The 21,264-nt window shown below is 72.5% G+C and carries 19 protein-coding genes; 15 read left to right on the forward strand and 4 right to left on the reverse strand.

Annotated features, from left to right (window positions below):
- Positions 1-45: 45 nt before the first annotated feature.
- The 4 genes from ABL57_RS13610 to sdhC form a co-directional block, all read right to left on the reverse strand.
- Entirely contained in the window at positions 46-1,017 is a 972-nt protein-coding gene (locus ABL57_RS13610; protein ID WP_238986060.1) for a succinate dehydrogenase iron-sulfur subunit, read from the reverse strand.
- Positions 1,017-2,768 carry a succinate dehydrogenase flavoprotein subunit gene (gene sdhA / locus ABL57_RS13615; protein ID WP_047804022.1) on the reverse strand — a complete coding sequence of 584 codons (1,752 nt, stop codon included), beginning with the start codon at positions 2,766-2,768 and terminating at the stop codon, positions 1,017-1,019. The genes ABL57_RS13610 and sdhA overlap by 1 nt, the downstream gene beginning before the upstream one ends.
- Positions 2,769-2,877: 109 nt before the next feature.
- On the reverse strand, positions 2,878-3,366 hold the full coding sequence (locus ABL57_RS13620) for a succinate dehydrogenase hydrophobic membrane anchor subunit (protein WP_047804023.1): 489 nt from the start codon (positions 3,364-3,366) through the stop codon (positions 2,878-2,880).
- 3 nt (positions 3,367-3,369) lie between these two features.
- Complete coding sequence (sdhC, locus tag ABL57_RS13625) at positions 3,370-3,765, reverse strand: succinate dehydrogenase, cytochrome b556 subunit (RefSeq protein ID WP_047804024.1); 396 nt, start codon at positions 3,763-3,765, stop codon at positions 3,370-3,372.
- A gap of 222 nt (positions 3,766-3,987) precedes the next feature.
- Here sdhC and ABL57_RS13630 point away from each other — a divergent pair, with 222 nt between their 5' ends.
- The 15 genes from ABL57_RS13630 to ABL57_RS13700 all read left to right on the forward strand — a co-directional run bounded on the left by ABL57_RS13630 (position 3,988) and on the right by ABL57_RS13700 (position 21,244).
- The gene (locus ABL57_RS13630; RefSeq protein WP_047804025.1) at positions 3,988-5,115 is read left to right on the forward strand and encodes a mannose-1-phosphate guanylyltransferase; all 1,128 of its coding nucleotides are present in this window, start codon (positions 3,988-3,990) and stop codon (positions 5,113-5,115) included.
- 39 nt (positions 5,116-5,154) lie between these two features.
- Positions 5,155-6,402, forward strand: a complete 1,248-nt coding sequence (locus tag ABL57_RS13635; protein ID WP_047804026.1) for an amidohydrolase — start codon at positions 5,155-5,157, stop codon at positions 6,400-6,402.
- A gap of 115 nt (positions 6,403-6,517) precedes the next feature.
- Positions 6,518-7,624, forward strand: a complete 1,107-nt coding sequence (locus ABL57_RS13640) for a BMP family protein (protein ID WP_047804027.1) — start codon at positions 6,518-6,520, stop codon at positions 7,622-7,624.
- Between the two features lie 113 nt (positions 7,625-7,737).
- Positions 7,738-9,291 (forward strand): ABC transporter ATP-binding protein, encoded by a 1,554-nt coding sequence (locus tag ABL57_RS13645; protein WP_047804028.1) that lies wholly within the window; start codon positions 7,738-7,740, stop codon positions 9,289-9,291.
- Entirely contained in the window at positions 9,288-10,541 is a 1,254-nt protein-coding gene (locus tag ABL57_RS13650; protein ID WP_047804029.1) for an ABC transporter permease, read from the forward strand. Before ABL57_RS13645 ends, ABL57_RS13650 begins: the two co-directional genes overlap by 4 nt.
- A complete protein-coding gene (locus ABL57_RS13655; RefSeq protein ID WP_053004969.1) occupies positions 10,538-11,911 on the forward strand; it encodes an ABC transporter permease in 1,374 nt (457 codons plus the stop codon). The genes ABL57_RS13650 and ABL57_RS13655 overlap by 4 nt, the downstream gene beginning before the upstream one ends.
- A 7-nt stretch (positions 11,912-11,918) precedes the next feature.
- A complete protein-coding gene (locus ABL57_RS13660) occupies positions 11,919-12,356 on the forward strand; it encodes a cytidine deaminase (protein ID WP_369821431.1) in 438 nt (145 codons plus the stop codon).
- A gap of 77 nt (positions 12,357-12,433) precedes the next feature.
- Positions 12,434-13,741 carry a thymidine phosphorylase gene (locus ABL57_RS13665; RefSeq protein ID WP_047804030.1) on the forward strand — a complete coding sequence of 436 codons (1,308 nt, stop codon included), beginning with the start codon at positions 12,434-12,436 and terminating at the stop codon, positions 13,739-13,741.
- Between the two features lie 236 nt (positions 13,742-13,977).
- A complete protein-coding gene (locus ABL57_RS13670; protein WP_047804031.1) occupies positions 13,978-15,375 on the forward strand; it encodes a hypothetical protein in 1,398 nt (465 codons plus the stop codon).
- A gap of 7 nt (positions 15,376-15,382) precedes the next feature.
- A complete protein-coding gene (locus tag ABL57_RS13675; protein WP_047804032.1) occupies positions 15,383-16,507 on the forward strand; it encodes an adenosine deaminase in 1,125 nt (374 codons plus the stop codon).
- Positions 16,504-17,238, forward strand: a complete 735-nt coding sequence (locus tag ABL57_RS13680; RefSeq protein WP_047804033.1) for a MazG family protein — start codon at positions 16,504-16,506, stop codon at positions 17,236-17,238. The genes ABL57_RS13675 and ABL57_RS13680 overlap by 4 nt, the downstream gene beginning before the upstream one ends.
- Before the next feature lie 188 nt (positions 17,239-17,426).
- Positions 17,427-18,710, forward strand: a complete 1,284-nt coding sequence (gene eno, locus ABL57_RS13685) for a phosphopyruvate hydratase (protein ID WP_047804034.1) — start codon at positions 17,427-17,429, stop codon at positions 18,708-18,710.
- Positions 18,711-18,823: 113 nt separating this feature from the next.
- Entirely contained in the window at positions 18,824-19,603 is a 780-nt protein-coding gene (locus ABL57_RS22720) for a septum formation initiator family protein (protein WP_082157448.1), read from the forward strand.
- An 8-nt stretch (positions 19,604-19,611) separates the two neighbouring features.
- Positions 19,612-20,220, forward strand: coding sequence for a DUF501 domain-containing protein (locus ABL57_RS13695; RefSeq protein WP_047804035.1), 609 nt, complete (start codon positions 19,612-19,614; stop codon positions 20,218-20,220).
- A gap of 73 nt (positions 20,221-20,293) precedes the next feature.
- On the forward strand, positions 20,294-21,244 hold the full coding sequence (locus ABL57_RS13700) for a Ppx/GppA phosphatase family protein (RefSeq protein WP_047804036.1): 951 nt from the start codon (positions 20,294-20,296) through the stop codon (positions 21,242-21,244).
- The last annotated feature ends 20 nt before the right edge of the window (positions 21,245-21,264 follow it).

The following is a 21,264-nucleotide window of genomic DNA, read 5'->3' on the forward strand; positions in this document are numbered from 1 at the left end:
AGTCCTACCGCGAGATCATGCCCTTCCTCGGGGCCGTCGGGACGCTCACATGGAGCGGCTGAGGATGGCGTTCTTGACCTCGGAGATGGCCTTGGTGACCTGGATGCCGCGGGGGCAGGCCTCGGTGCAGTTGAAGGTCGTGCGGCAGCGCCACACGCCCTCCTTGTCGTTGAGGATCTCCAGGCGCAGGTCCCCGGCGTCGTCGCGGGAGTCGAAGATGAACCGGTGCGCGTTGACGATGGCAGCCGGACCGAAGTACTGGCCGTCGGTCCAGAACACCGGGCAGGAGGACGTGCACGCGGCGCAGAGGATGCACTTGGTGGTGTCGTCGAAGCGCGCGCGGTCCTCCTGGGACTGGTAGCGCTCCATGGTCGGCTCGTTGCCGCCGGCCACGAGGAAGGGCATGATCTCGCGGTAGGACTGGAAGAACGGCTCCATGTCCACGATCAGGTCCTTCTCGCACGGCAGGCCCTTGATGGGCTCCACGGTGACGGGCTTGGACAGGTCCAGGTCCTTGAGCAGCACCTTGCAGGCGAGGCGGTTCTGGCCGTTGATGCGCATGGCGTCGGAGCCGCACACGCCGTGGGCGCAGGAGCGGCGGAAGGACAGCGAGCCGTCGATCTCCCACTTGACCTTGTGCAGGGCGTCCAGCACCCGGTCGGTGCCGTACATGGTGAGCTTGAACTCGTCCCAGCGCACCTCGTCGGACAGCTCCGGGTTGTAGCGGCGGACCCGCATGGTGAGGTCGAACGTGGGGATCTCCTGGTTGCCCTGCTGCTCCTCGGGCAGGTCCACCTGCGAGGCGGGCTCACCGCCCTCGGCGTTCTCGGCGGCGGGGTCCACGGCCGGGGCCTCGGCCTCGTTGCGCTCGTCGACGGATCCGGCGTCCGCATCGGTCTTGTAGCCCGCGCGGTCGTCCTGGTCGTGGCCCGGCGCGTGGCCGTGCTCGGGAGCCCGGTCCTGCGGGTCGTCGTTGCGCCCGTCCTCGGGTCGGTCGGGAGTGTGTGCGGTGGACATCAGTACTTACGCTCCATGGGCTCGTAGCGGGTGAAGATGACGGGCTTCGTCTCCTGCCGGATGCCCCCGGTGGGGGAGGAGGGGTCGAGGTAGACCATCGAGTGCTTCATGAAGTTCTCGTCGTCGCGCTCCGGGAAGTCCTCCCGGAAGTGGCCGCCGCGGGACTCGTTGCGGTGCAGCGCCGCGACCGTCATGACCTTGGCCAGCTGCAGCAGGAAGCCGAGCTCCACGGCCTCGAGCAGGTCCAGGTTGAAGCGCCTGCCCTTGTCCTGGATCGAGATGTTCGCGTAGCGGGCCTCGAGGGCGGCGATGTCGTCCAGCGCCGTCTGCAGGGTCTCCGCGGTGCGGAACACCTGGACGTTGAGGTCCATGGTGTCCTGCAGGTCCTTGCGGATCGCGGCGACCTTCTCGGTGCCGGTGCCGTTGCGGGCGTTGTCGAGCAGCGCCTCGGTGCTCTCCAGGGCGGTGTCCGGGACGGGCACGAACTCGGCCTGCTGGGCGTACTCGGCCGCGTAGATCCCGGCCCGCTTGCCGAACACGTTGATGTCCAGCAGCGAGTTGGTGCCCAGGCGGTTGGAGCCGTGCACGGACACGCAGGCCACCTCGCCGGCGGCGTACAGGCCCGGGACCACGGTCTCGTTGTCCTGCAGCACCTCGGCCTTGATGTTGGTCGGGATCCCCCCCATCGCGTAGTGGCACGTGGGGAACACCGGGACCGGCTCGGTGTAGGGCTCCACGCCCAGGTAGGTCCGGGCGAACTCCGTGATGTCGGGCAGCTTCGCGTCGATGTGCGCCGGCTCCAGGTGGGTGAGGTCGAGCAGGACGTAGTCCTTGTTGGGCCCGGCCCCACGGCCCTCGCGCACCTCGTTGGCCATCGAGCGGGCCACGATGTCGCGGGGGGCGAGGTCCTTGATGGTGGGGGCGTAGCGCTCCATGAACCGCTCGCCGTCGGCGTTGCGCAGGATCCCGCCCTCGCCGCGGGCGGCCTCGGAGACCAGGATGCCCAGGCCGGCCAGGCCGGTCGGGTGGAACTGGATGAACTCCATGTCCTCCAGCGGCAGGCCGTTGCGGAACGCGATGGCCATACCGTCGCCGGTGAGGGTGTGCGCGTTGGAGGTGGTCTTGTAGACCTTGCCCGCCCCGCCGGAGGCGAAGACCACGGACTTCGCCTGGAAGACGTGCAGCTCGCCGGTGGCCAGCTCGTAGGAGACCACGCCCGCCACGCGCCGCTGACCGTCGACCTCGGTCATCACCAGGTCCAGGACGTAGTACTCGTTGAAGAACTCCACGTTGTGCTTGATGCAGTTCTGGTAGAGCGTCTGGAGGATCATGTGCCCGGTGCGGTCCGCGGCGTAGCAGGCCCGGCGCACGGGCGCCTTGCCGTGGTCGCGGGTGTGGCCGCCGAAGCGGCGCTGGTCGATCTTGCCCTCGGGGGTGCGGTTGAAGGGCAGCCCCATCTTCTCCAGGTCCAGGACCGCGTCGATGGCCTCCTTGGCCATGACCTCCGCGGCGTCCTGGTCTACGAGGTAGTCACCACCCTTGATGGTGTCGAACGTGTGCCACTCCCAGTTGTCCTCCTCCACGTTGGCGAGTGCTGCGCACATGCCGCCCTGCGCCGCGCCGGTGTGGGAGCGGGTGGGGTACAGCTTGGTCAGTACGGCAGTACGAGAGCGCTGGCCGGCCTCGATGGCGGCGCGCATACCGGCACCACCGGCACCGATGATGACCACGTCGTACTTGTGAACCTGCATACCGGTTGTTCTTTCTGTTGGGTGTTCAGGAGGTGTTCTGGGGTCCGGTCGCCTGCGGCCGGACGGCGCGGACGGCCCGCCGGGGAGCGGGCCGTCCGCGCGAGAGGTCTCAGCCCGCGGTGCAGAAGGAGGCCAGCAGGGCCGGGTCCGCGCCGGTGGGGCAGGGCTCGAAGGTGAAGATCACCAGGGTGCCCAGCAGGATGACGAAGGCGGAGGTGGTGAAGAGGAAGACCTTCAGCCAGAACCGGGTGCGGTCCTTCTCGGCGTAGTCGTCGATGATCACGCGCAGGCCGTTGGTGCCGTGCAGCATCGCGAGCCACAGCAGGAGCATGTCGAAGACCTGCCAGAACGGGCTGGCCCACTTGCCGGCCACGAACGCGAAGTCCACGGCCTCGACCCCGCCCTCGGGGGAGACGAGGTTGACCCACAGGTGGACGAAGACCAGCACGAGCAGGACCACGCCGGAGAAGCGCATGAACAGCCACGCGAACATCTCGAAGTTGTTGCGACGGGAGGAGGAGCGGTTGTACTTGACGCCGTTGACCTCGAGGTCCTTGCTCCGGGGGACCGAGATGCTTGCCTTGAGCGGAGTGCTCATTGTTTAACCCCCGAAGATGGAGAGGTGGAAGATGTTGGACAGGTGCCGGACCAGGAACGGGACCATCACCACGAGCCAGAGCACGAGGACGCCCCAGAGCATCTGCTTCTGGTAGCGGGTGCCCTGCGACCAGAAGTCCACGAGGATGATGCGCAGGCCGTTGAAGGCGTGGTAGACGATGGCCGCCACGAGGCCGGCCTCGCCGAGGCCCATGACCGGGTTCTTGTAGGTCTCCATGACCGCGTTGTAGGCCTCGGGCGAGACCCGCACGAGCGCGGTGTCCAGGACGTGGACCAGAAGAAAGAAGAAGATGGCCACGCCGGTGATGCGGTGGGCGACCCAGGACCACTGGCCATGGGCCTGGCCGCGGTACAAGGTGCCCTTGGATGTCTTCGCCACTGAAAAACCTCCCTGAGTCGCTCGCCGTCGTGCGCTCTTGAAAACCGGGAATTCGCACTGCGCACGACGTGAGCGGAGCCCTCCGGCTCTGTGTCGGATGTTGCGCGAGTTCCTTTCCACGATACCAGCACGGACGCCGTTTACTGACAGCCTGTCCCCCGCCAGGTCACGGATCTCGCCGTGGGCGGACGTCGTTTTCCGTGCCGCCCGTCCCGGCGTCGTATGGTGATCCGTGTGACCTCTCCCCTCGCGCACTTCCACCCCTTCATCCCGGCCGGAGGGGTCGGCTCCCGGCTCTGGCCGCTGTCCCGGGCCGACGCCCCGAAGTTCCTGCTGGACCTCACCGGATCCGGCTCGTCGCTGCTGCGGGCCACCTACGACCGGCTGGCCGGGCTCAGCGGCGGCCGCGTGATGGTCGTCACCGGACGCACCCACGCCCCCGCGGTCTGCCGGCAGCTGCCGGAGCTGTCCCCGGGGGACCTCGTGCTCGAGCCGTCCCCCAAGGACTCGGCGGCGGCCATCGGCCTCGCCTGCATGCTGATCGCCCGGCAGGACCCGGACGCGATCGTCGGCTCCTTCGCCGCCGACCACGTGATCGAGCCCGCCGAGGCGTTCCAGGACGTGGTCCGGGAGGCGGTGGCGGCGGCGGCCTCGGGCCGGATCGTGACCATCGGCATCCCGCCGAGCTCCCCGGCCACCGGCTTCGGCTACATCCGCGCCGGCACGCAGCTGGGCCTCGAGGGCGCCCCGCACGCCCTGCAGGTCGAGCAGTTCGTGGAGAAGCCGGACGAGGCCACCGCGCGCGCCTACGTGCACAGCGGCAACTACACGTGGAACGCCGGCATGTTCGTGGCCCCCGCCTCGCTGATGCTGCGCCACCTCGCCGCCAGCGAGCCCGCGCTGCACGCGGGGCTGGCCGAGATCGCCGACGCGTGGGGCACGCCCGCGCAGGACGAGGTGGTCGACCGGGTCTGGCCGGGACTGCCGAAGACCGCCATCGACTACGCCGTGGCCGAGCCCGCGGCCGCGTCCGGGGACGTCGCGATGGTGCCCGCGACCTTCACCTGGGACGACGTGGGCGACTTCGCCGCGATCAGCAGGCTCAACCACGTCGACCCGCAGGGGGACCCGCACGTGACCGTGCTGGGCGACAACAGCCGGGTGCTCGCCGACAGCTCCACGGGCATCGTCGTCTCCGACACGGGCCGGATGATCGCGCTGATCGGCGTGGAGAACATCGTCGTCGTCGACACCCCCGACGCGCTGCTGGTGACCACGCAGGAGCACGCCCAGCGGGTCAAGGACGCGGTGGCCTCGCTCAAGCAGAGCGGCAACACGGACGTGCTGTGAGCGTCCCGGGCCGCGCGCGGCCCGGAGTACCCTGGACAGATGCCTGACGCGCCATCTCCCGCCGCGGCCCTGGAGGCCGGCCTCCCGCCGGCCATCGGCCCCCTCCTCAAGCGGTTCCTGCCGGACCTGATCGCCTTCCGGCGCGACCTGCACCGGCACCCGGAGCTGTCCTACCAGGAGTTCCGCACCACCGACCGGATCGTCGCCGCCCTGGAGAACATGGGCCTGAGCCCCGTGCGGCTCACCGACACCGGCTGCTACGTGGACATCGGCCACGGGCCGCTGGCCGTGGGCCTGCGCGCGGACATCGACGCGCTGCCCATCCAGGAGGCCACGGGCCTGGACTACTCCTCCGTCAACGACGGCGTGGCCCACTCCTGCGGCCACGACATCCACGCGACCGTGATGGTGGGCGTGGCCAAGGTGCTCGCGGACCTGCACCGCACCGCGCACATCGCCGGCACCGTGCGGATCGTCTTCCAGCCCGCCGAGGAGCAGCTGCCCGGCGGCGCGCTCACGGTGATCCGCCAGGGCGCGCTGGAGGGCGTGCCGCGCATGTTCGCCCTGCACTGCGAGCCCAAGGTCGACGTGGGGCAGGTCGGGACCCGGATCGGGGCGATCACCTCCGCCTCGGACACCGTGCGGATCGAGTTCACCGGCCGCGGCGGGCACACTTCCCGCCCGCACCTGACGCAGGACCTCGTCTACGCGATGGCCCAGATCGCCGTCAACGTCCCCGCCGTGCTCTCCCGGCGGATCGACGTCCGCTCCGGGGTCGCGGTGGTCTGGGGGCAGATGCACGCCGGTGTGGCACCCAACGCCATCCCCGCCACCGGGTTCATGTCCGGGACCATGCGCTGCCTCGACGCCGACGCCTGGCACCGGGCCGGCAGGCTGCTCGACGAGGTCGTGCACCAGGTCGCGGCGCCCTACGGGGTCGACGTGGAGCTGGAGCACATCCGCGGCGTGCCTCCCGTGGTCAACGGGGAGACCGAGACCACCATCATCGAGAACGCCGCCCGCGCGGAGCTCGGCGAGGACGCCGTGGTCCTGGTGCACCAGTCGATGGGCGGGGAGGACTTCGCGTGGTTCCTCCAGGAGGTCCCCGGGGCGATGATGCGCCTGGGCACCCGGACCCGGGGCGGGCACACCTACGACCTGCACCAGTCGGACTACGTGGCCGACGAGGCGGCCATCGGCTGCGGCGTCCAGGTCATGGCCAACACCGCCCTGCGGGCCATCCGGCTGCGCTCCCGGGAGACGCGCCCCGACGTCACGACGAATTAACGCCAGCCTCCGTCCACCGCGCCTACCCGTGGGTAGAATGACACCACGTCACGCCACACCGCGTGGACGGGACCCGTTGCCCGCGGCCGGGTCACGCCTGTCTCCTGGAGGAACCATGACCTTCTCGCCCCGGATGTCCCGAGGACCCCGCCCGCTCTCCGCCGCCGCGCTGCTCGGCGTCTCCGCCCTGGTCCTCGCCGGCTGCGGGGCCGCGCCCGAGGAGGGCGGTGAGGCGCAGGAGCAGGCCAGCGACTTCACGGGCTGCATCGTCTCCGACTCCGGGGGCTTCCAGGACCGCTCGTTCAACCAGAACTCCTACGAGGGCCTGCAAGCCGCCCAGGAGTCCATGGGCATCGAGATCCAGCAGGCGGAGTCCCAGGCCGAGACGGACTTCGTGCCCAACCTCAACTCCATGGTCCAGCAGGGCTGCGACCTGACCGTCGCCGTGGGCTTCCTCCTCGCCGACGCGACCCGTGAGGCCGCCGAGGCCAACCCGGAGTCGAACTTCGCGATCGTGGACGACGCCTCGATCGAGCTCGACAACGTCAAGCCGCTGGTCTACAACACCGCCGAGGCCGCGTTCCTCGCCGGCTACGTCGCGGCCGGCACCACCCAGACCGGCAAGGTCGCGGCCTACGGCGGCATGGACATCCCCACCGTGACGGTGTTCATGGACGGCTTCGCCGACGGCGTCGCCCACTACAACGAGACCAAGGGCGAGAACGTCGAGCTGCTGGGCTGGAACAAGGACGCCCAGGACGGCACCTTCGTCAACAGCTTCACCGACACCTCCGCGGCGAAGACCACCACGCAGAACTTCATCAACGAGGGCGCGGACATCATCATGCCCGTGGCGGGCCAGGCGGCGCTGGGCACCCTCGACGCCGTGGTCGCCGCCAACGACGGCGGCGACGAGGTCCGCTTCGTGTGGGTCGACGCCGACGGCTACGAGACGCTGGACCAGGGCCAGCAGTACCAGCTCACCTCCGTGCTCAAGCAGATGAGCACCTCCGTGCAGGACGTCGTCGAGAACTCGGCGGAGGGCGAGTTCAGCAACGAGCCCTACATCGGCACCCTCGAGAACGGCGGGGTGGGCATCGCGCCGTACCACGACCAGGAGGAGGCCGTGGGCGAGGAGCTCGCCGCCGAGGTCGAGCAGCTCCAGCAGGACATCATCGACGGCACCGTCACCGTCGAGTCCGAGAACTCGCCGCAGGCCTGATCCCGGACGTCGGCGACCACCGCACCCACCGCCGCCAGCACGGCTCCCCGGCCGCAGCTGGCGGCGGTGGCGTGCCCGCCCGGGGCCGCGCACGGCCCAGGAGGAGGACCACCATGAAGCTCGAGCTGCAGTCCATCACCAAGCGGTTCGGTGCCTTCGCGGCCAACGAGGACATCGACCTCGTCGTCGAGCCCGGGCAGATCCACTGCCTGCTCGGGGAGAACGGGGCCGGCAAGTCGACCCTGATGAACGTCCTGTACGGGCTCTACCGGCCCACGGCGGGGCGGATCCTCGTGGACGGCACCGAGGTGTCCTTCAGAGGCCCCGGTGACGCCATGGCCGCCGGCATCGGCATGGTGCACCAGCACTTCATGCTCGTGCCCGTGTTCACGGTCGCCGAGAACGTCGCCCTGGGGGCGGAGAGCACGAAGGGCGCGGCCCTGGACCTGGAGACCACCCGCCGCCGGATCCGGGAGATCTCCGACCGCTACGGCTTCCACGTGGACCCGGACGCCGTCGTGGAGGACCTGCCCGTGGGCGTCCAGCAGCGCGTCGAGATCATCAAGGCCCTCGTGCGGGAGGCCCAGGTGCTGATCCTCGACGAGCCCACCGCCGTGCTCACCCCGCGCGAGACCGACGAGCTGCTCGAGATCATGCGCCAGCTGCGCGGCTCGGGGCGCTCGATCCTGTTCATCTCGCACAAGCTGCGCGAGGTCAAGGAGATCTCCGACGTGATCACCGTGGTCCGCCGCGGCCGCGTGGTGGGGCAGACCTCCCCGGAGGCCTCGACCTCCGAGCTCGCCGCGCTGATGGTGGGCCGCGACGTCTCCCTCACCGTGGCCAAGGGGCAGGCCGAACCGGGGGAGCGCGCCCTCGAGGTCAGCGGTCTCACCGTGGTCGGCGACAACGGTGTGAAGCTGCTCGACGACGTCAGCTTCGACGTGGCCCGCGGGGAGATCCTCGCGGTGGCCGGTGTGCAGGGCAACGGCCAGACCGAGCTCGCCGAGGCGATCCTGGGCCTGCGGGAGCGGGCCACCGGCTCGATCCGGCTGGGCGGCACGGAGTTGCTGGGCCGGTCGGTGCGCCAGGTGCTGGAGTCCGGCGTGGGGTTCGTCCCCGAGGACCGCTCCACGGACGGGCTCGTGGGGCCCTTCACCGTGGCCGAGAACCTGGTCCTGGACCTCTACGGCGACGACCGCTTCTCCCACGGGCCCTCCCTGCGCCTGGGCGAGATCCAGACCAACGCCCGCCGTGCCGTCGAGGAGTTCGACGTGCGGACCCCGTCGGTGGACGCCCCGGTGCAGACGCTCTCCGGCGGCAACCAGCAGAAGGTCGTGATCGCCCGGGAGCTGTCCCGGCCCCTCGAGCTCTTCCTCGCCTCCCAGCCCACCCGCGGGGTGGACGTCGGGTCGATCGAGTTCATCCACGAGCAGATCGTCGCCGAGCGGGACAAGGGCGTGCCCGTGCTCATCGTCTCCACCGAGCTCGACGAGGTCTACGCGCTCGCGGACCGCATCGCCGTGTTCTTCCACGGCCGCATCATGGGCATCGTCGGCCCCGACACCCCGCGGGACGTCCTGGGCCAGATGATGGCCGGGGCCACCGTCGAGGAGGCCCGCGCCTCCGCCCCCCCGCACACCGCCCCGCACACGAAGGAGCAGGCATGAGCGCCACCGGAGCGGCCCCCGCGGTCGCCGAGCAGCAGAGCGTGCCGCCGCCCACGGCCACCACCCCCGACGCCCCGCGGCGCACCTGGCTGGGCTCGGCGCTGCAGTCGGTGCTCGCGATCGTCGCGGCCCTGGTGCTGGGCGGGCTGCTGATCGCCGTGACCGACGAGCGCGTCGCCGACGCCGCGGGCTACTTCTTCGCCCGCCCCGGGGACACCCTCGCCGCGATGTGGGCCGCGGCGTCGTCCGCCTACGAGGCCATGTTCTACGGCGCCGTCTACAACCCCAGCGGCACGACCTTCGCCCAGCGGATCTACCCGCTCACCGAGACCCTCACCGTGGCCACCCCGCTGATCCTCGCCGGTCTCGGCGTGGCCGTGGCCTTCCGGGCGGGGCTGTTCAACATCGGCGCCCAGGGCCAGCTGCTGATCGGTGCGGCCCTCGCCGCGTGGGTGGGCTTCGCCTGGCAGCTGCCGGTGGGCGTGCACCTGCTCGCCGTGGTCCTCGCCGGCGCCCTGGGCGGGGCCCTGTGGGGCGGGATCGTCGGGCTGCTCAAGGCCCGCACCGGCGCCCACGAGGTGATCCTCACGATCATGCTCAACTACATCGCGCTGAACCTGGTCGCCTACCTGCTGACCCGGCCCGCGTTCCTGCGCCCCGGCTCCTCGAACCCGATCAGCCCGCAGGTCGCCGAGACCGCGATGTTCCCGCGGCTGCTGGGGGAGCAGTTCCGCCTGCACTGGGGCTTCGTGCTCGCGGTCCTCGCCACCGTGTTCGTGGCGTGGCTGCTCCACCGCTCCACGGTGGGCTTCGAGCTGCGCGCCGTGGGCGCCAACCCGCGCGCGGCCCGCACCGCCGGCATCTCCGTCACGCGCGGCTACGTCGTCGTCATGCTGCTCGCGGGCGCACTGGCCGGCCTCGCGGGCGTCGCGCAGATCGCCGGCACCGAGCGGGCGCTGACCTCCGGGATCGCCGCGTCCTTCGGCTTCGACGCGATCACGGTGGCCCTGCTGGGCCGGTCCAGGCCGTGGGGGACCTTCTTCGCCGGCCTGCTCTACGGCGCCTTCCGCGCCGGGGGCGTCACGATGCAGTCGATGACCGGCACGAACATCGACATCGTGCTGGTCGTGCAGTCGCTGATCGTGCTGTTCATCGCCCTGCCGCCGCTGCTGAGGACCGGCCAGGACCGGGTCCGCCGCCGGCGCGGACGGGGCACCACCACCATCGCCACCGAGGGGGCCCGGGTATGAGCTCGCAGGAACCGACACCGCAGCCCGAGAGCGCCCCGTGGGCCGGCGGCAGCACCGCCACCACCGCCGCTGACACCGCCACCGCGCCGGCCGAGGCCGAGCTGTCCACGGCGGCGGCCAACGAGGTCGTGGGCGTGACCAGCTGGCGCACCCCCGTGGTCCTGGCCCTGCTGAGCGCCGTGGCCCTCGTCCTGTTCGCGCTCAACGCCCCGGACACCCGGGTCGCCTTCCGCGTCTCCGAGGACGGCGACCTCTTCCGCGTGCCGGACCTCGCGGTCAACGGCGTGGTGTGGGGCTGGCTCACCGTGGTCGTGCTCCTCGCACTGACGGCCCTGGCCTTCGTGCGCGCCCGGGCCCGGGCGCAGCTGCCGCGCTGGGCGGTGCTGGTGTTCGGCTTCTTCTTCGTCAGCGGCTTCCTCGTGTGGGTCGTGGGCAGCTCGCGCACCCCGGACGTGTCCCTCTCGGGCCTGCTGGCCGGGTCCGTGGCCCTGGCCATCCCGCTGATCTTCGGCTCCCTGGGCGGACTGCTGTGCGAGCGCTCCGGGGTCGTGAACATCGCGATCGAGGGCCAGCTGCTGTTCGGCGCCTTCTCCGCGGCCGTGGCCGGGTCCCTGTCCGGCAGCGCCTGGGTGGGTCTGCTGGCCGCCGTGGTCGGCGCGGCCCTGGTCTCCCTGGTCCTCGCCGTCTTCTCGATCACCTACAAGGTCAACCAGGTGATCGTGGGCGTGGTGCTCAACGTGCTGGTCTCCGGGCTGACCGGCTTCCTGTTCGCCACGGTCCTGGAGACCAACGCGAGCGTGTTCAACTCCCCGCCGCGGCTGCCGCGCTTCGCCGTGCCCGTGCTCTCCGAGATCCCCGTGGTCGGCCCCATCCTCTTCGACCAGTCCGTGATCGGGTACCTGATGTACGTGGCGGTGGCCGTGGTGTGGTTCGCCCTCTACCGCACCCGCTGGGGACTGCGCACCCGCGCGGTGGGCGAGCACCCCAAGGCCGCGGACACCCTGGGCGTGAGGGTCAACGCGCTGCGCTTCCGCAACGTGCTGCTCGGCGGTATGGTCGCCGGTGTCGGCGGGGCGTTCTACACCCTGGTCTCCGTCTCCGCGTTCACCCGGGACATGACCTCCGGTGCGGGGTACATCGCCCTGGCCGCGCTGATCTTCGGCCGGTGGAACCCCATCGGGGCGCTGCTCGCGTCGCTGCTGTTCGGCTTCGCGTCCAACCTCCAGTCGATCCTGTCCTTCCTGGGCACCCCGGTGCCCAGCCAGTTCCTGGCGATGCTCCCGTACGTCGTGACGATCCTGGCGGTGGCCGGGCTCGTCGGCGCCTCCCGCGCCCCGGCGGCCTCGGGCCAGCCCTACACCAAGGAGTGAGCCCATCGTGACCGAGCACCAGCCCCCGGCGGGGACCGCAGCCGAGCACGGCGCCCCGGAGGACGCCGTGGACTGGGCGCGTCTGCTCGCGGCCGCCGTCGCCGCCCGCGAGCACGCCTACGTCCCGTACTCGCGCTTCCCCGTGGGCGCGGCCGCCCTGACCGAGGACGGGCGGGTGGTCTCCGGGTGCAACGTGGAGAACGCCTCCTACGGTCTGACGCTGTGCGCGGAGTGCTCCCTGGTCTCGGCCCTGCACATGTCCGGCGGCGGCCGGCTCGCCGCCTTCGTCTGCGTGGACGCCGGCGGCGACGTCCTGATGCCCTGCGGGCGCTGTCGTCAGCTGCTGTACGAGCACCGCGCGCCCGGTCTGCGGCTGCTCACCGTCTCCGGGGTGCGGACCATGGCCGAGGTCCTGCCCGACGCCTTCGGCCCCGAGCACCTCTGACGGGTCGCGGGCGCCTCCGACGAGTCCTCCGGCGGTCCTCCGCCGCCGCACCGCACCTCCTCCCGAAAGGACCCCTCATGACCGAGCAGTTCGACGCCGTCGACGTCATCCGCACCAAGCGCGACGGCGAGGCGCTCTCGCCCGCACAGATCGCGTGGGTGGTGGACGCCTACACCCGCGGGGCCGTGGCGGAGGAGCAGATGAGCGCGCTGGCCATGGCGATCTTCCTGCGCGGCATGGACCGGGACGAGATCGCGGGCTGGACCCGGGCGATGATCGCCTCGGGGGAGCGGATGGACTTCTCGCAGCTCGTGCGCTCCGGGGCCCGCTCGGCGACCAGCGACAAGCACTCGACCGGCGGGGTGGGGGACAAGATCACGCTGCCGCTGGCCCCGCTCGTGGCGGTCTACGGGGTGGCCGTCCCGCAGCTGTCGGGCCGCGGGCTCGGCCACACCGGCGGCACCCTGGACAAGCTCGAGTCGATCCCCGGGTGGCGCGCCGCGCTGACCAACGCGGAGATGATGGACCAGCTGCGCGACGTCGGCGCCGTGATCTGCGCCGCCGGCTCCGGCCTGGCCCCGGCCGACAAGAAGCTCTACGCGCTGCGTGACGTCACCGGCACGGTGGAGTCCATCCCGCTCATCGCGTCCTCCATCATGTCCAAGAAGATCGCCGAGGGCACCCAGTCCCTGGTGCTCGACGTCAAGGTCGGCTCCGGCGCGTTCATGAAGGACCTCGCGTCCGCCCGCGAGCTGGCCCGCACCATGGTGGACCTCGGCACGGACGCCGGCGTCACGACCACCGCGCTGCTCACCGACATGTCCACGCCACTGGGCCTGGCGGTCGGCAACGCCGTGGAGGTCCAGGAGTCCGTGGACGTGCTCGCCGGGGGAGGCCCGGCCGACGTCGTGGAGCTCACCGTGGCGCTCGCCGCGGAGATGCTCGACGCCTCCGGGATCCCCGACGCCGACCCCGCGGAGGCCCTGCGGGACGGCCGGGCCATGGACGTGTGGCGGGCGATGATCTCCGCCCAGGGCGGGGACCCCGACGCCCCGCTGCCGCAGGCCCGGGAGTCCGAGACCGTCACGGCCGAGGCCGACGGGGTGCTCACGGAGCTCGACGCCTACAAGGTCGGGCTGGCCTCATGGCGTCTCGGCGCGGGCCGGGCCCGCCGGGAGGACCCGGTCCAGGCCGGGGCCGGAGTCCTGCTGCACGCCAAGCCGGGCGACCCCGTCCGGGCGGGCCAGCCGCTGCTGACGCTGCGCACCGACACCCCCGAGCGCTTCGCCCGGGCCCGGGAGGCCCTCGAGGGCGCCGCCGTGGTCCTGCCCTCGGCCCCGGAGGACCGTGCGGCCCGCGGGGTGGTCCTCGAGACCGTGCGCTGAGACCGCCGGGAGGGGGCCCGCGGGCGCGCCTATACTGCGGAGAGAACCAGCGCGAAACGAGAACCGAGGGCGTGCGCACACGCTCAGAAGGGTGGGTCCAGTTGGGTCTGCGAGGCATTTTCCGGAAGAACAGCGGTGACGGCAGGTCGCAGGAGACGGCCCCGGAGGGCCGCCCGGCCGCTCCGCCCGCCGGGCAGACCGGTCCCGGCGACGCCGAGGGGCGAGCGGGCGCACCCGTGAGCCCGGGCCGGGAGCACGAGGCGCCCGGGGCCGGGGAGGCCCGTCCGGTGCCGCCGGAGGGGCCGCTGGCCGTTCTCGTGGAGCGGCTGACCTCCCGCGGTGCCGACCGCGCCGTGCTCACCCTGGTCCAGCGCGGCAACACCATGACGCACCAGACGGAGCAGTCCGTGGGGGACGTGGCCCCGTCCGTGGAGTCGGGCACCGTGGACCAGGACTCGCCGCTCTTCGACCCGGTCGCCGACCTCTACAGCGAGGCCATGTCCTCCCCCCGGGGCGCGTGGCAGAGCGCCCGCATCGAGGTGGGCCCGGAGCAGGACGGGGTCCGTCCCGTCGTGACGACCTACGGGTTCGCCGACGGCGCCGAGGACGTGCAGACCTGGCGGTCGGGCCGTCCGACCCCGGCGCCCCCGGCGAGCGCCGTGGGGACGGACGGCGACGAGCGTCCCGGTGACCGGGCCGCCGCGGACGCCCCGGCGCCCGAGCAGCGCCCCGACGAGCGGTGGACCGAGGAACCCGGGGACCGCTCCGGGACCGGCACCGCGGAGGCCGCGGCGCAGGACGCCGAGGCCTTGGGCAGCGATGCGACGGCGGACGCCCCGTCCGCTCCCCGGACCGGCGGCACGCCGGTCATCACCGAGGTCGACGGGCCCACCGGCTCCTCCGCCGGGCGAACCGCGCCGGGGACCGCGACCGGGAGCGACGACGCCCAGCGCGTCCCCGACCACGTCGACCACGAGGAGTGGCACGAGGACGTCGAGCCGCCGGCCCCCACGGGCGCCGGCGCCGCCGCTGCCGCCGCGGTCGCGGCCGGCACCGCGGCCGGCGAGGACCAGGACTCCTCCGCGCCGGAGACCGCCGTCTCCACCGACGTCTCCCCGTCCTACCGCGCCCCGTCCGGGGCTACGGACCGCCCCTCGCAGGACGCCCTCGCCGAGGGCAACCTCGTGCTCAAGGAGGCCGACGTGCTGCGCCGGCTCGCGGCCGCCCAGCGGCGCCTGTTCGGCCCGGACGGCACCGCCATGGACGTCTCCACCGTCCTGGTGCGCATCCGTGCCCTGGGCACCTACTACGACGCCCTCACGCACGTGCGCAAGAACGGCTTCTGGGACCAGCGCCGCACCTTCGACCTGGTCCCCGAGGACCTGCTGCACGTGCAGGAGTTCAAGGACGAGTCCTACGTGGAGGGCACCGGCGCTCCGCTGGCCATGATGTTCCGCTTCCGCCCGGGCATCCCCCCGGAGGTGTCCTTCGACTACGCGGACGAGGAGGCGTTCGTGCGCTACGAGGAGCGGCTGCCCGCGCAGAACTACCTCGAGGAGCTGCGCATGTACCCGCGGACCGGGGCGAACATCCCGCAGCACATGAACGAGGCCCTGCAGGACTGGAACTACTGAGCCCGTGATGCTGACGTCCGCCGAACGCGGTCCGGCCCGTGTGCCGGACCGCCTGCTCCGCGACCTGCCCAAGGTCTGCCTGCACGACCACCTGGACGGCGCGCTGCGCCCGGCCACGGTGGTCGAGCTGGCCGCCGCCGCCGGGCACCGCCTGCCGGCCGAGGAGCCCGAGGCCCTCGGCCGGTGGATCCGCGCCAGCGCCGACTCCGGCTCGCTGGTGCGCTACCTGCAGACGTTCGAGCACACCGTAGCCGTGATGCAGTCCCCCGAGGCGCTCGTGCGCTGCGCCCGGGAGTACGTCGAGGACCTCGTCGCCGAGGGCGTCGTGCACGCGGAGGTCCGGTGGGCGCCGGAGCAGCACACCGCGGGCGGGCTCTCGATGGCCGAGGCCGTCGAGGCCGTCCGGCTCGGGCTCTCCGAAGGGGTGCTCGCCGCGGAGGACGCCGGGCACATCGTTTCCGTCACCCAGATCCTGTGCGCCATGCGCCACGCCGAGCGGTCCCTCGAGGTCGCCCGCCTGGTGGTCGACAACCGGGACCGCGGCGTCGTGGCCTTCGACCTCGCCGGTCCCGAGGACGGCTTCCCGCCGGTGCGCCACCGGGCGGCCCTCGAGCTGCTCGCCGACGAGCTCATGCCGGTCACCCTGCACGCCGGCGAGGCGGCGGGCATCGGGTCCATCCGGGACGCCCTGGCCACGGGCCGCGCCCTGCGTCTGGGCCACGGGGTGCGCATCGCGGAGGACATCGAGATCGAGGAGGAGGACGGCGTCGCCGTCGTCACGCTCGGCCGCACGGCCGAGTGGGTCCGGGACCGGGGCATCGCGCTCGAGGTCTGCCCCACGTCCAATCTCCAGACCGGCGCGGTGGCCGCCTTCGGTGCCGCCCCCGAGCGGCACCCGGTGGACATGCTCTACCGCACGGGCTTCACGGTGACCATCTCCCCGGACAACCGGCTGATGAGCGGTACGTCGGTGACCGGCGAGCTCGCCTATCTCGTGACCCACTTCGGCTACGGGCTCGAGGACCTGGAGCAGCTGCAGCGCAACGCGGCGGCCGCCGCGTTCCTGCCCCTGGAGGACCGCAGCGCGCTGGAGGGCATCATCACGGAGGGCTTCGAAGGGATGCACGGATGAGCCAGGGACACGGGACGGACGACGTCCCCGCCGGACTGGGCGTGCCCGAGCGCACCGCGCAGCGCTTCGCGGAGCTCGTGGCGGTCATGGACCGGCTGCGCTCGCCGGGCGGGTGCGCCTGGGACGGCCAGCAGACCCACGAGTCCCTCGTGCGCTATCTCGTGGAGGAGGCCTACGAGGTGGTCGAGGCCGTCGAGGCCGAGGGCGGCCCGGCGGCCCACGCCGCCCTGCTGGTCGAGGAGCTCGGCGACGTCCTGCTGCAGGTGGTCTTCCACGCGCGCGTCGCCCAGGAGCGCCCGCGCGCCGAGGGCGGGTTCGACGTCTCCGACGTGCTGGAGGCGATCACCGCCAAGCTGGTGCGCCGCCACCCGCACGTCTTCGACCCCGGGGCGTCCGGGGACGTGGCGGGGGAGCAGACCCTCGACCAGCTGCACTCCCGCTGGGAGGACCTCAAGAAGGCCGAGAAGCCGGAGCGGACCGGGCCCTTCGACGGCATCCCCCCGCACCTGCCCGCCCTGGCCCTCGCGGAGAAGACCCTCGCCCGGGCCCGCAAGCACGATCTCGAGCCCCCGTCCCCCCACGGGCAGGAGGCCTCCGGCCCGCACACCGAGGAGGAACTGGGGGAGGCCCTGTTCGCGCTGGTGCGCACCGCCTCCTCCCGCGGACTGGACGCCGAGCGGGCCCTGCGCGGGGCCGCCCGCTCCTACGCCGCCGCCCGGGACGGCGGCTGAGCCCGTCCCGGGCCGCCGCCGGCAAGGACCGGGCCGCCACGAGTCGCTAGGCTGGATCCGGCAGGGGCGCCAGGTCGTGACGGGGCGTGCCCCGACGGGTGCCCGGCACCGGTCTCCCGCCCGCCCCGCACGTTCCACGCCAGCACCACCGTCAGCACGAACGCCAGCACCAACGTCAGGAGCACCACATGGCCATGATCACCGCAGTGCACGCCCGTCAGATCCTCGACTCCCGCGGCAACCCGACCGTGGAGGTCGAGGTCCTCCTGGAGGACGGCAGCTACGGCCGGGCGGCCGTCCCCTCGGGCGCCTCGACCGGAGCCTTCGAGGCCGTCGAGCGCCGCGACGGCGACAAGAAGGTGTACCTCGGCAAGGGCGTCCTCGACGCCGTGAAGGCCGTGGACGAGGAGATCGCCGAGGCCGTGATCGGTCTCGACGCCACCGACCAGCGCCTGATCGACCGGACCATGCTCGACCTCGACGGCACGGACAACAAGGGCAGCCTCGGCGCCAACGCGATCCTGGGCGTCTCCCTCGCCGTGGCCCGCGCGGCCGCCAACGCCTCCGACCTGGAGCTCTACAAGTACCTGGGCGGGCCCAACGCCCACGTGCTGCCGGTGCCGATGATGAACATCCTCAACGGCGGCTCCCACGCGGACTCCAACGTGGACATCCAGGAGTTCATGATCGCCCCGATCGGCGCGGCGACCTTCTCGGAGGCCCTGCGCACCGGTGTGGAGGTCTACCACTCCCTCAAGGCCGTGCTCAAGGAGCGCGGGCTGGCCACCGGCCTGGGCGACGAGGGCGGCTTCGCCCCGAACCTCGAGTCCAACCGTGCGGCCCTGGACCTCATCTCCGAGGCGATCGGGAAGGCCGGCTACACCCTCGGCACCGACGTGGCGCTCGCCCTCGACGTCGCCTCCTCCGAGTTCTTCGAGAACGGCTCCTACAGCTTCGAGGGCAAGCAGCTGAGCGCCGCGGAGATGACCACCTACTACGAGGAGCTCGTGCGGGACTACCCGATCGTCTCCATCGAGGACCCGCTGGACGAGGACGACTGGGAGGGCTGGCAGACCCTGACCGCCTCCGTGGGCGCCAAGGTGCAGATCGTCGGCGACGACCTCTTCGTCACCAACCCGGAGCGGCTCTCCCGCGGCATCGAGGAGGGCGCCGGCAACGCGCTGCTCGTGAAGGTCAACCAGATCGGCTCCCTCACGGAGACCTTCGACGCCATCTCCCTGGCCCAGCGGCACATGTTCCACTGCATGATCTCCCACCGCTCGGGCGAGACCGAGGACACCACGATCGCCGACATCGCGGTGGCCACCAACGCCGGGCAGATCAAGACCGGCGCACCGGCCCGCTCCGAGCGCGTGGCGAAGTACAACCAGCTGCTGCGCATCGAGGAGGAGCTCGGCGACGCCGCCCGCTACGCGGGCGCCTCGGCGTTCCCGCGCTACACCGCGAAGTGAGCCGACGCGGCGGCCGGCGGGTCCGGCCGCCGCGGGGGCGGGCCGTCCCCGGACGGCCCGCCCCCTGAGCGCTAGACTGGTCCCCGTACCCGCCCGTTCCCCATGAGGTCCCCATGCCCGCTCCCCGTCCTCGCACCACCCGCCTGCTCGGCGGCCGGGACGCCGCGCAGGGCGCCGCGCCGGGGACCCGCCGGCCGGGCGGCGGCTCCAGCGCCGTGGGCTCTCCCACCCCCGCCCGCACCTTCAGCGGCCGTTTCCTGCTCCTGACGCTCGTGGCCGTGCTCATCGTCTTCCTGGCGGCCCCGACCACCAAGATCTGGCTCGAGCAGCGCGCCGAGATCGCGGCTCTCGAGCAGTCCATCGCCGACATGGAGGCCGAGCAGGCGTCCCTGGAGGACCGGGTGGACCAGTGGTCCGACGAGACCTACGTCAAGCAGCAGGCCCGGGACCGGCTCCTCTACGTCATGCCGGGGGAGCGGTCCTACCTCGTGGTGGGCGCCGAGGAGATGGAGGGCGCCGTGGTCGACTCCTCGGCGGCCCAGGTGGAGGCCGAGAAGCCCGCCTGGGTGGACGCACTCTGGGACTCCGTGGTCGCCTCCGCCTACGAGGACGCCGCCGCAGCACCGGAGACGCTCGGCACCGAGGACACCACCGGCACCGCGGACACCACGGGCACCGACGAGACCACCGGCACCGACAGCACCGACAGCATCGACAGCACCGGCACCGGGACCACGGACGGCACCGGTGCCGCCGAGGACACCGGCGGGGCCGCGGACGCCGGGACCCCCGTCCCGGCGGACGGCGCCGCCGAGGGGACCCCCGCCCCGACGGGCGGGACCGACGAGCCGCAGGACGCGGCGACGGACAGCCGCGGCACGGCCGCGGAGTGAGGAACGGCGTGAACTTCCAGCACGGACACGAACCCGGCGAGGCGGCGGGCGGACCGCACGCCCCGCGGGGGCTCGGGGTGACGGCCGAGACGGTCGCGCCCACGGCCCTGGACCTGCAGGTCCTGTCCCGCCAGCTCGGGCGCCCGGTCCGCGACGTCGTCGAGATCCCGGCCCGATGCACCTGCGGGAACCCGCTCGTGGCGGCCACCGCGCCCCGGCTGGCCAACGGGACGCCGTTCCCCACCGTGTTCTACCTGGCCCACCCGGTGATCACGGCCGCGGTGTCCCGGCTCGAGGCCGGCGGGCTGATGTACGAGATGTCCGACCGGATCCTGCAGGACGAGGAGCTCGCCGCGGCCCACCGCGCCGCGCACGAGGACTACCTCGCCGAGCGCGCCCGGATCGGGGCCCGGGCGGGCACGGGGCCCGTCCCCGAGATCGAGGGCATCTCCGCCGGGGGCATGCCCGTGCGCGTCAAGTGCCTGCACGTGCTCGCCGGCCACGCCCTGGCGGCCGGCCGCGGCGTCAACGTGCTCGGCGACGAGACCCTGGAGGCCATCGCCGAGTGGTGGACCCCCGGAACCTGTCACTGCGACCCGGCCTGGCGCGACGCCTGAGTCCCCAACCGGTCCGCTCCGGCGGCCCGGCGTTCCCCCGCCCCCACCACCCCCACCACCCCGAGGACGACCCATGCGCGTAGGCGCCATCGACTGCGGCACCAACTCCATCCGCCTGCTCATCGCCGACACCCGGGAGGAGGACGGCCGCACGGTCCTCGGCGACCTGGTGCGGGAGATGCGCGTGGTCCGGCTGGGCCAGGGCGTGGACGCCACCGGCTGGCTGGCGGAGGCGGCCCTGGAGCGCACCTTCGCGGCCGCCGACGAGTACGCCCGGCTCCTGGCGGAGCACGGCGTGGAGCAGCTGCGGTTCGTCGCCACGAGCGCGACCCGCGACGCCGGCAACCGGGACGTCTTCCTCGCGGGGATCCGCGAGCGACTCGGTGTGAGCCCCGAGGTGATCACCGGGGACGAGGAGGCGGAGCTGTCCTTCCTCGGCGCGGCCGCGGCCGTTCCCGGCACCGACCCGGAGGACCGGGTGCTCGTGGTCGACCTGGGCGGCGGCTCCACCGAGTTCGTGCTCGGCAACTCGCGGGGCGTCCGTGCCGAGCGCAGCGTGGACATCGGCTGCGTCCGGCTCACCGAGCGGCACCTGGGCTCCAACCCGCCCACGCCGGAGCAGCAGGAGGCCGTGCTGCGCGACGTCGACCACGCCGTGGACGTGGTGCTGCAGAGCGTGCCCCTGGCCGAGACCACCCACCTCGTGGGGGTGGCCGGCACGATCACCACTGTCACCGCGCACGCGCTCGGGCTGCCCGGCTACGACCCGGAGGCGATCGACGGGACCGAGCTGCAGGCCGACAGGATCGACCGGGCGTGCCGGGAACTCACGGCCATGACCCGCAAGGAACGGGCCGCGCTGCCCTACATGCACGAGGGCCGGGTCGACGTCATCGGCGGCGGAGCCCTCGTGTGGCGCCGGATCGTGGAGCGGGTCGGGGCCGCCACCGGCGGCCGGGTGTGCACGGCGATCGCCAGCGAGCACGATATTTTGGACGGGATCGCCCTGTCCCAGATCGGCTGACCGGCCCCGACCCGGAAGGA

The sequence above is a fragment of the Kocuria sp. SM24M-10 genome, from assembly GCF_001027955.1.
Classification (GTDB): Bacteria; Actinomycetota; Actinomycetes; order Actinomycetales; family Micrococcaceae; genus Kocuria; species Kocuria oceani.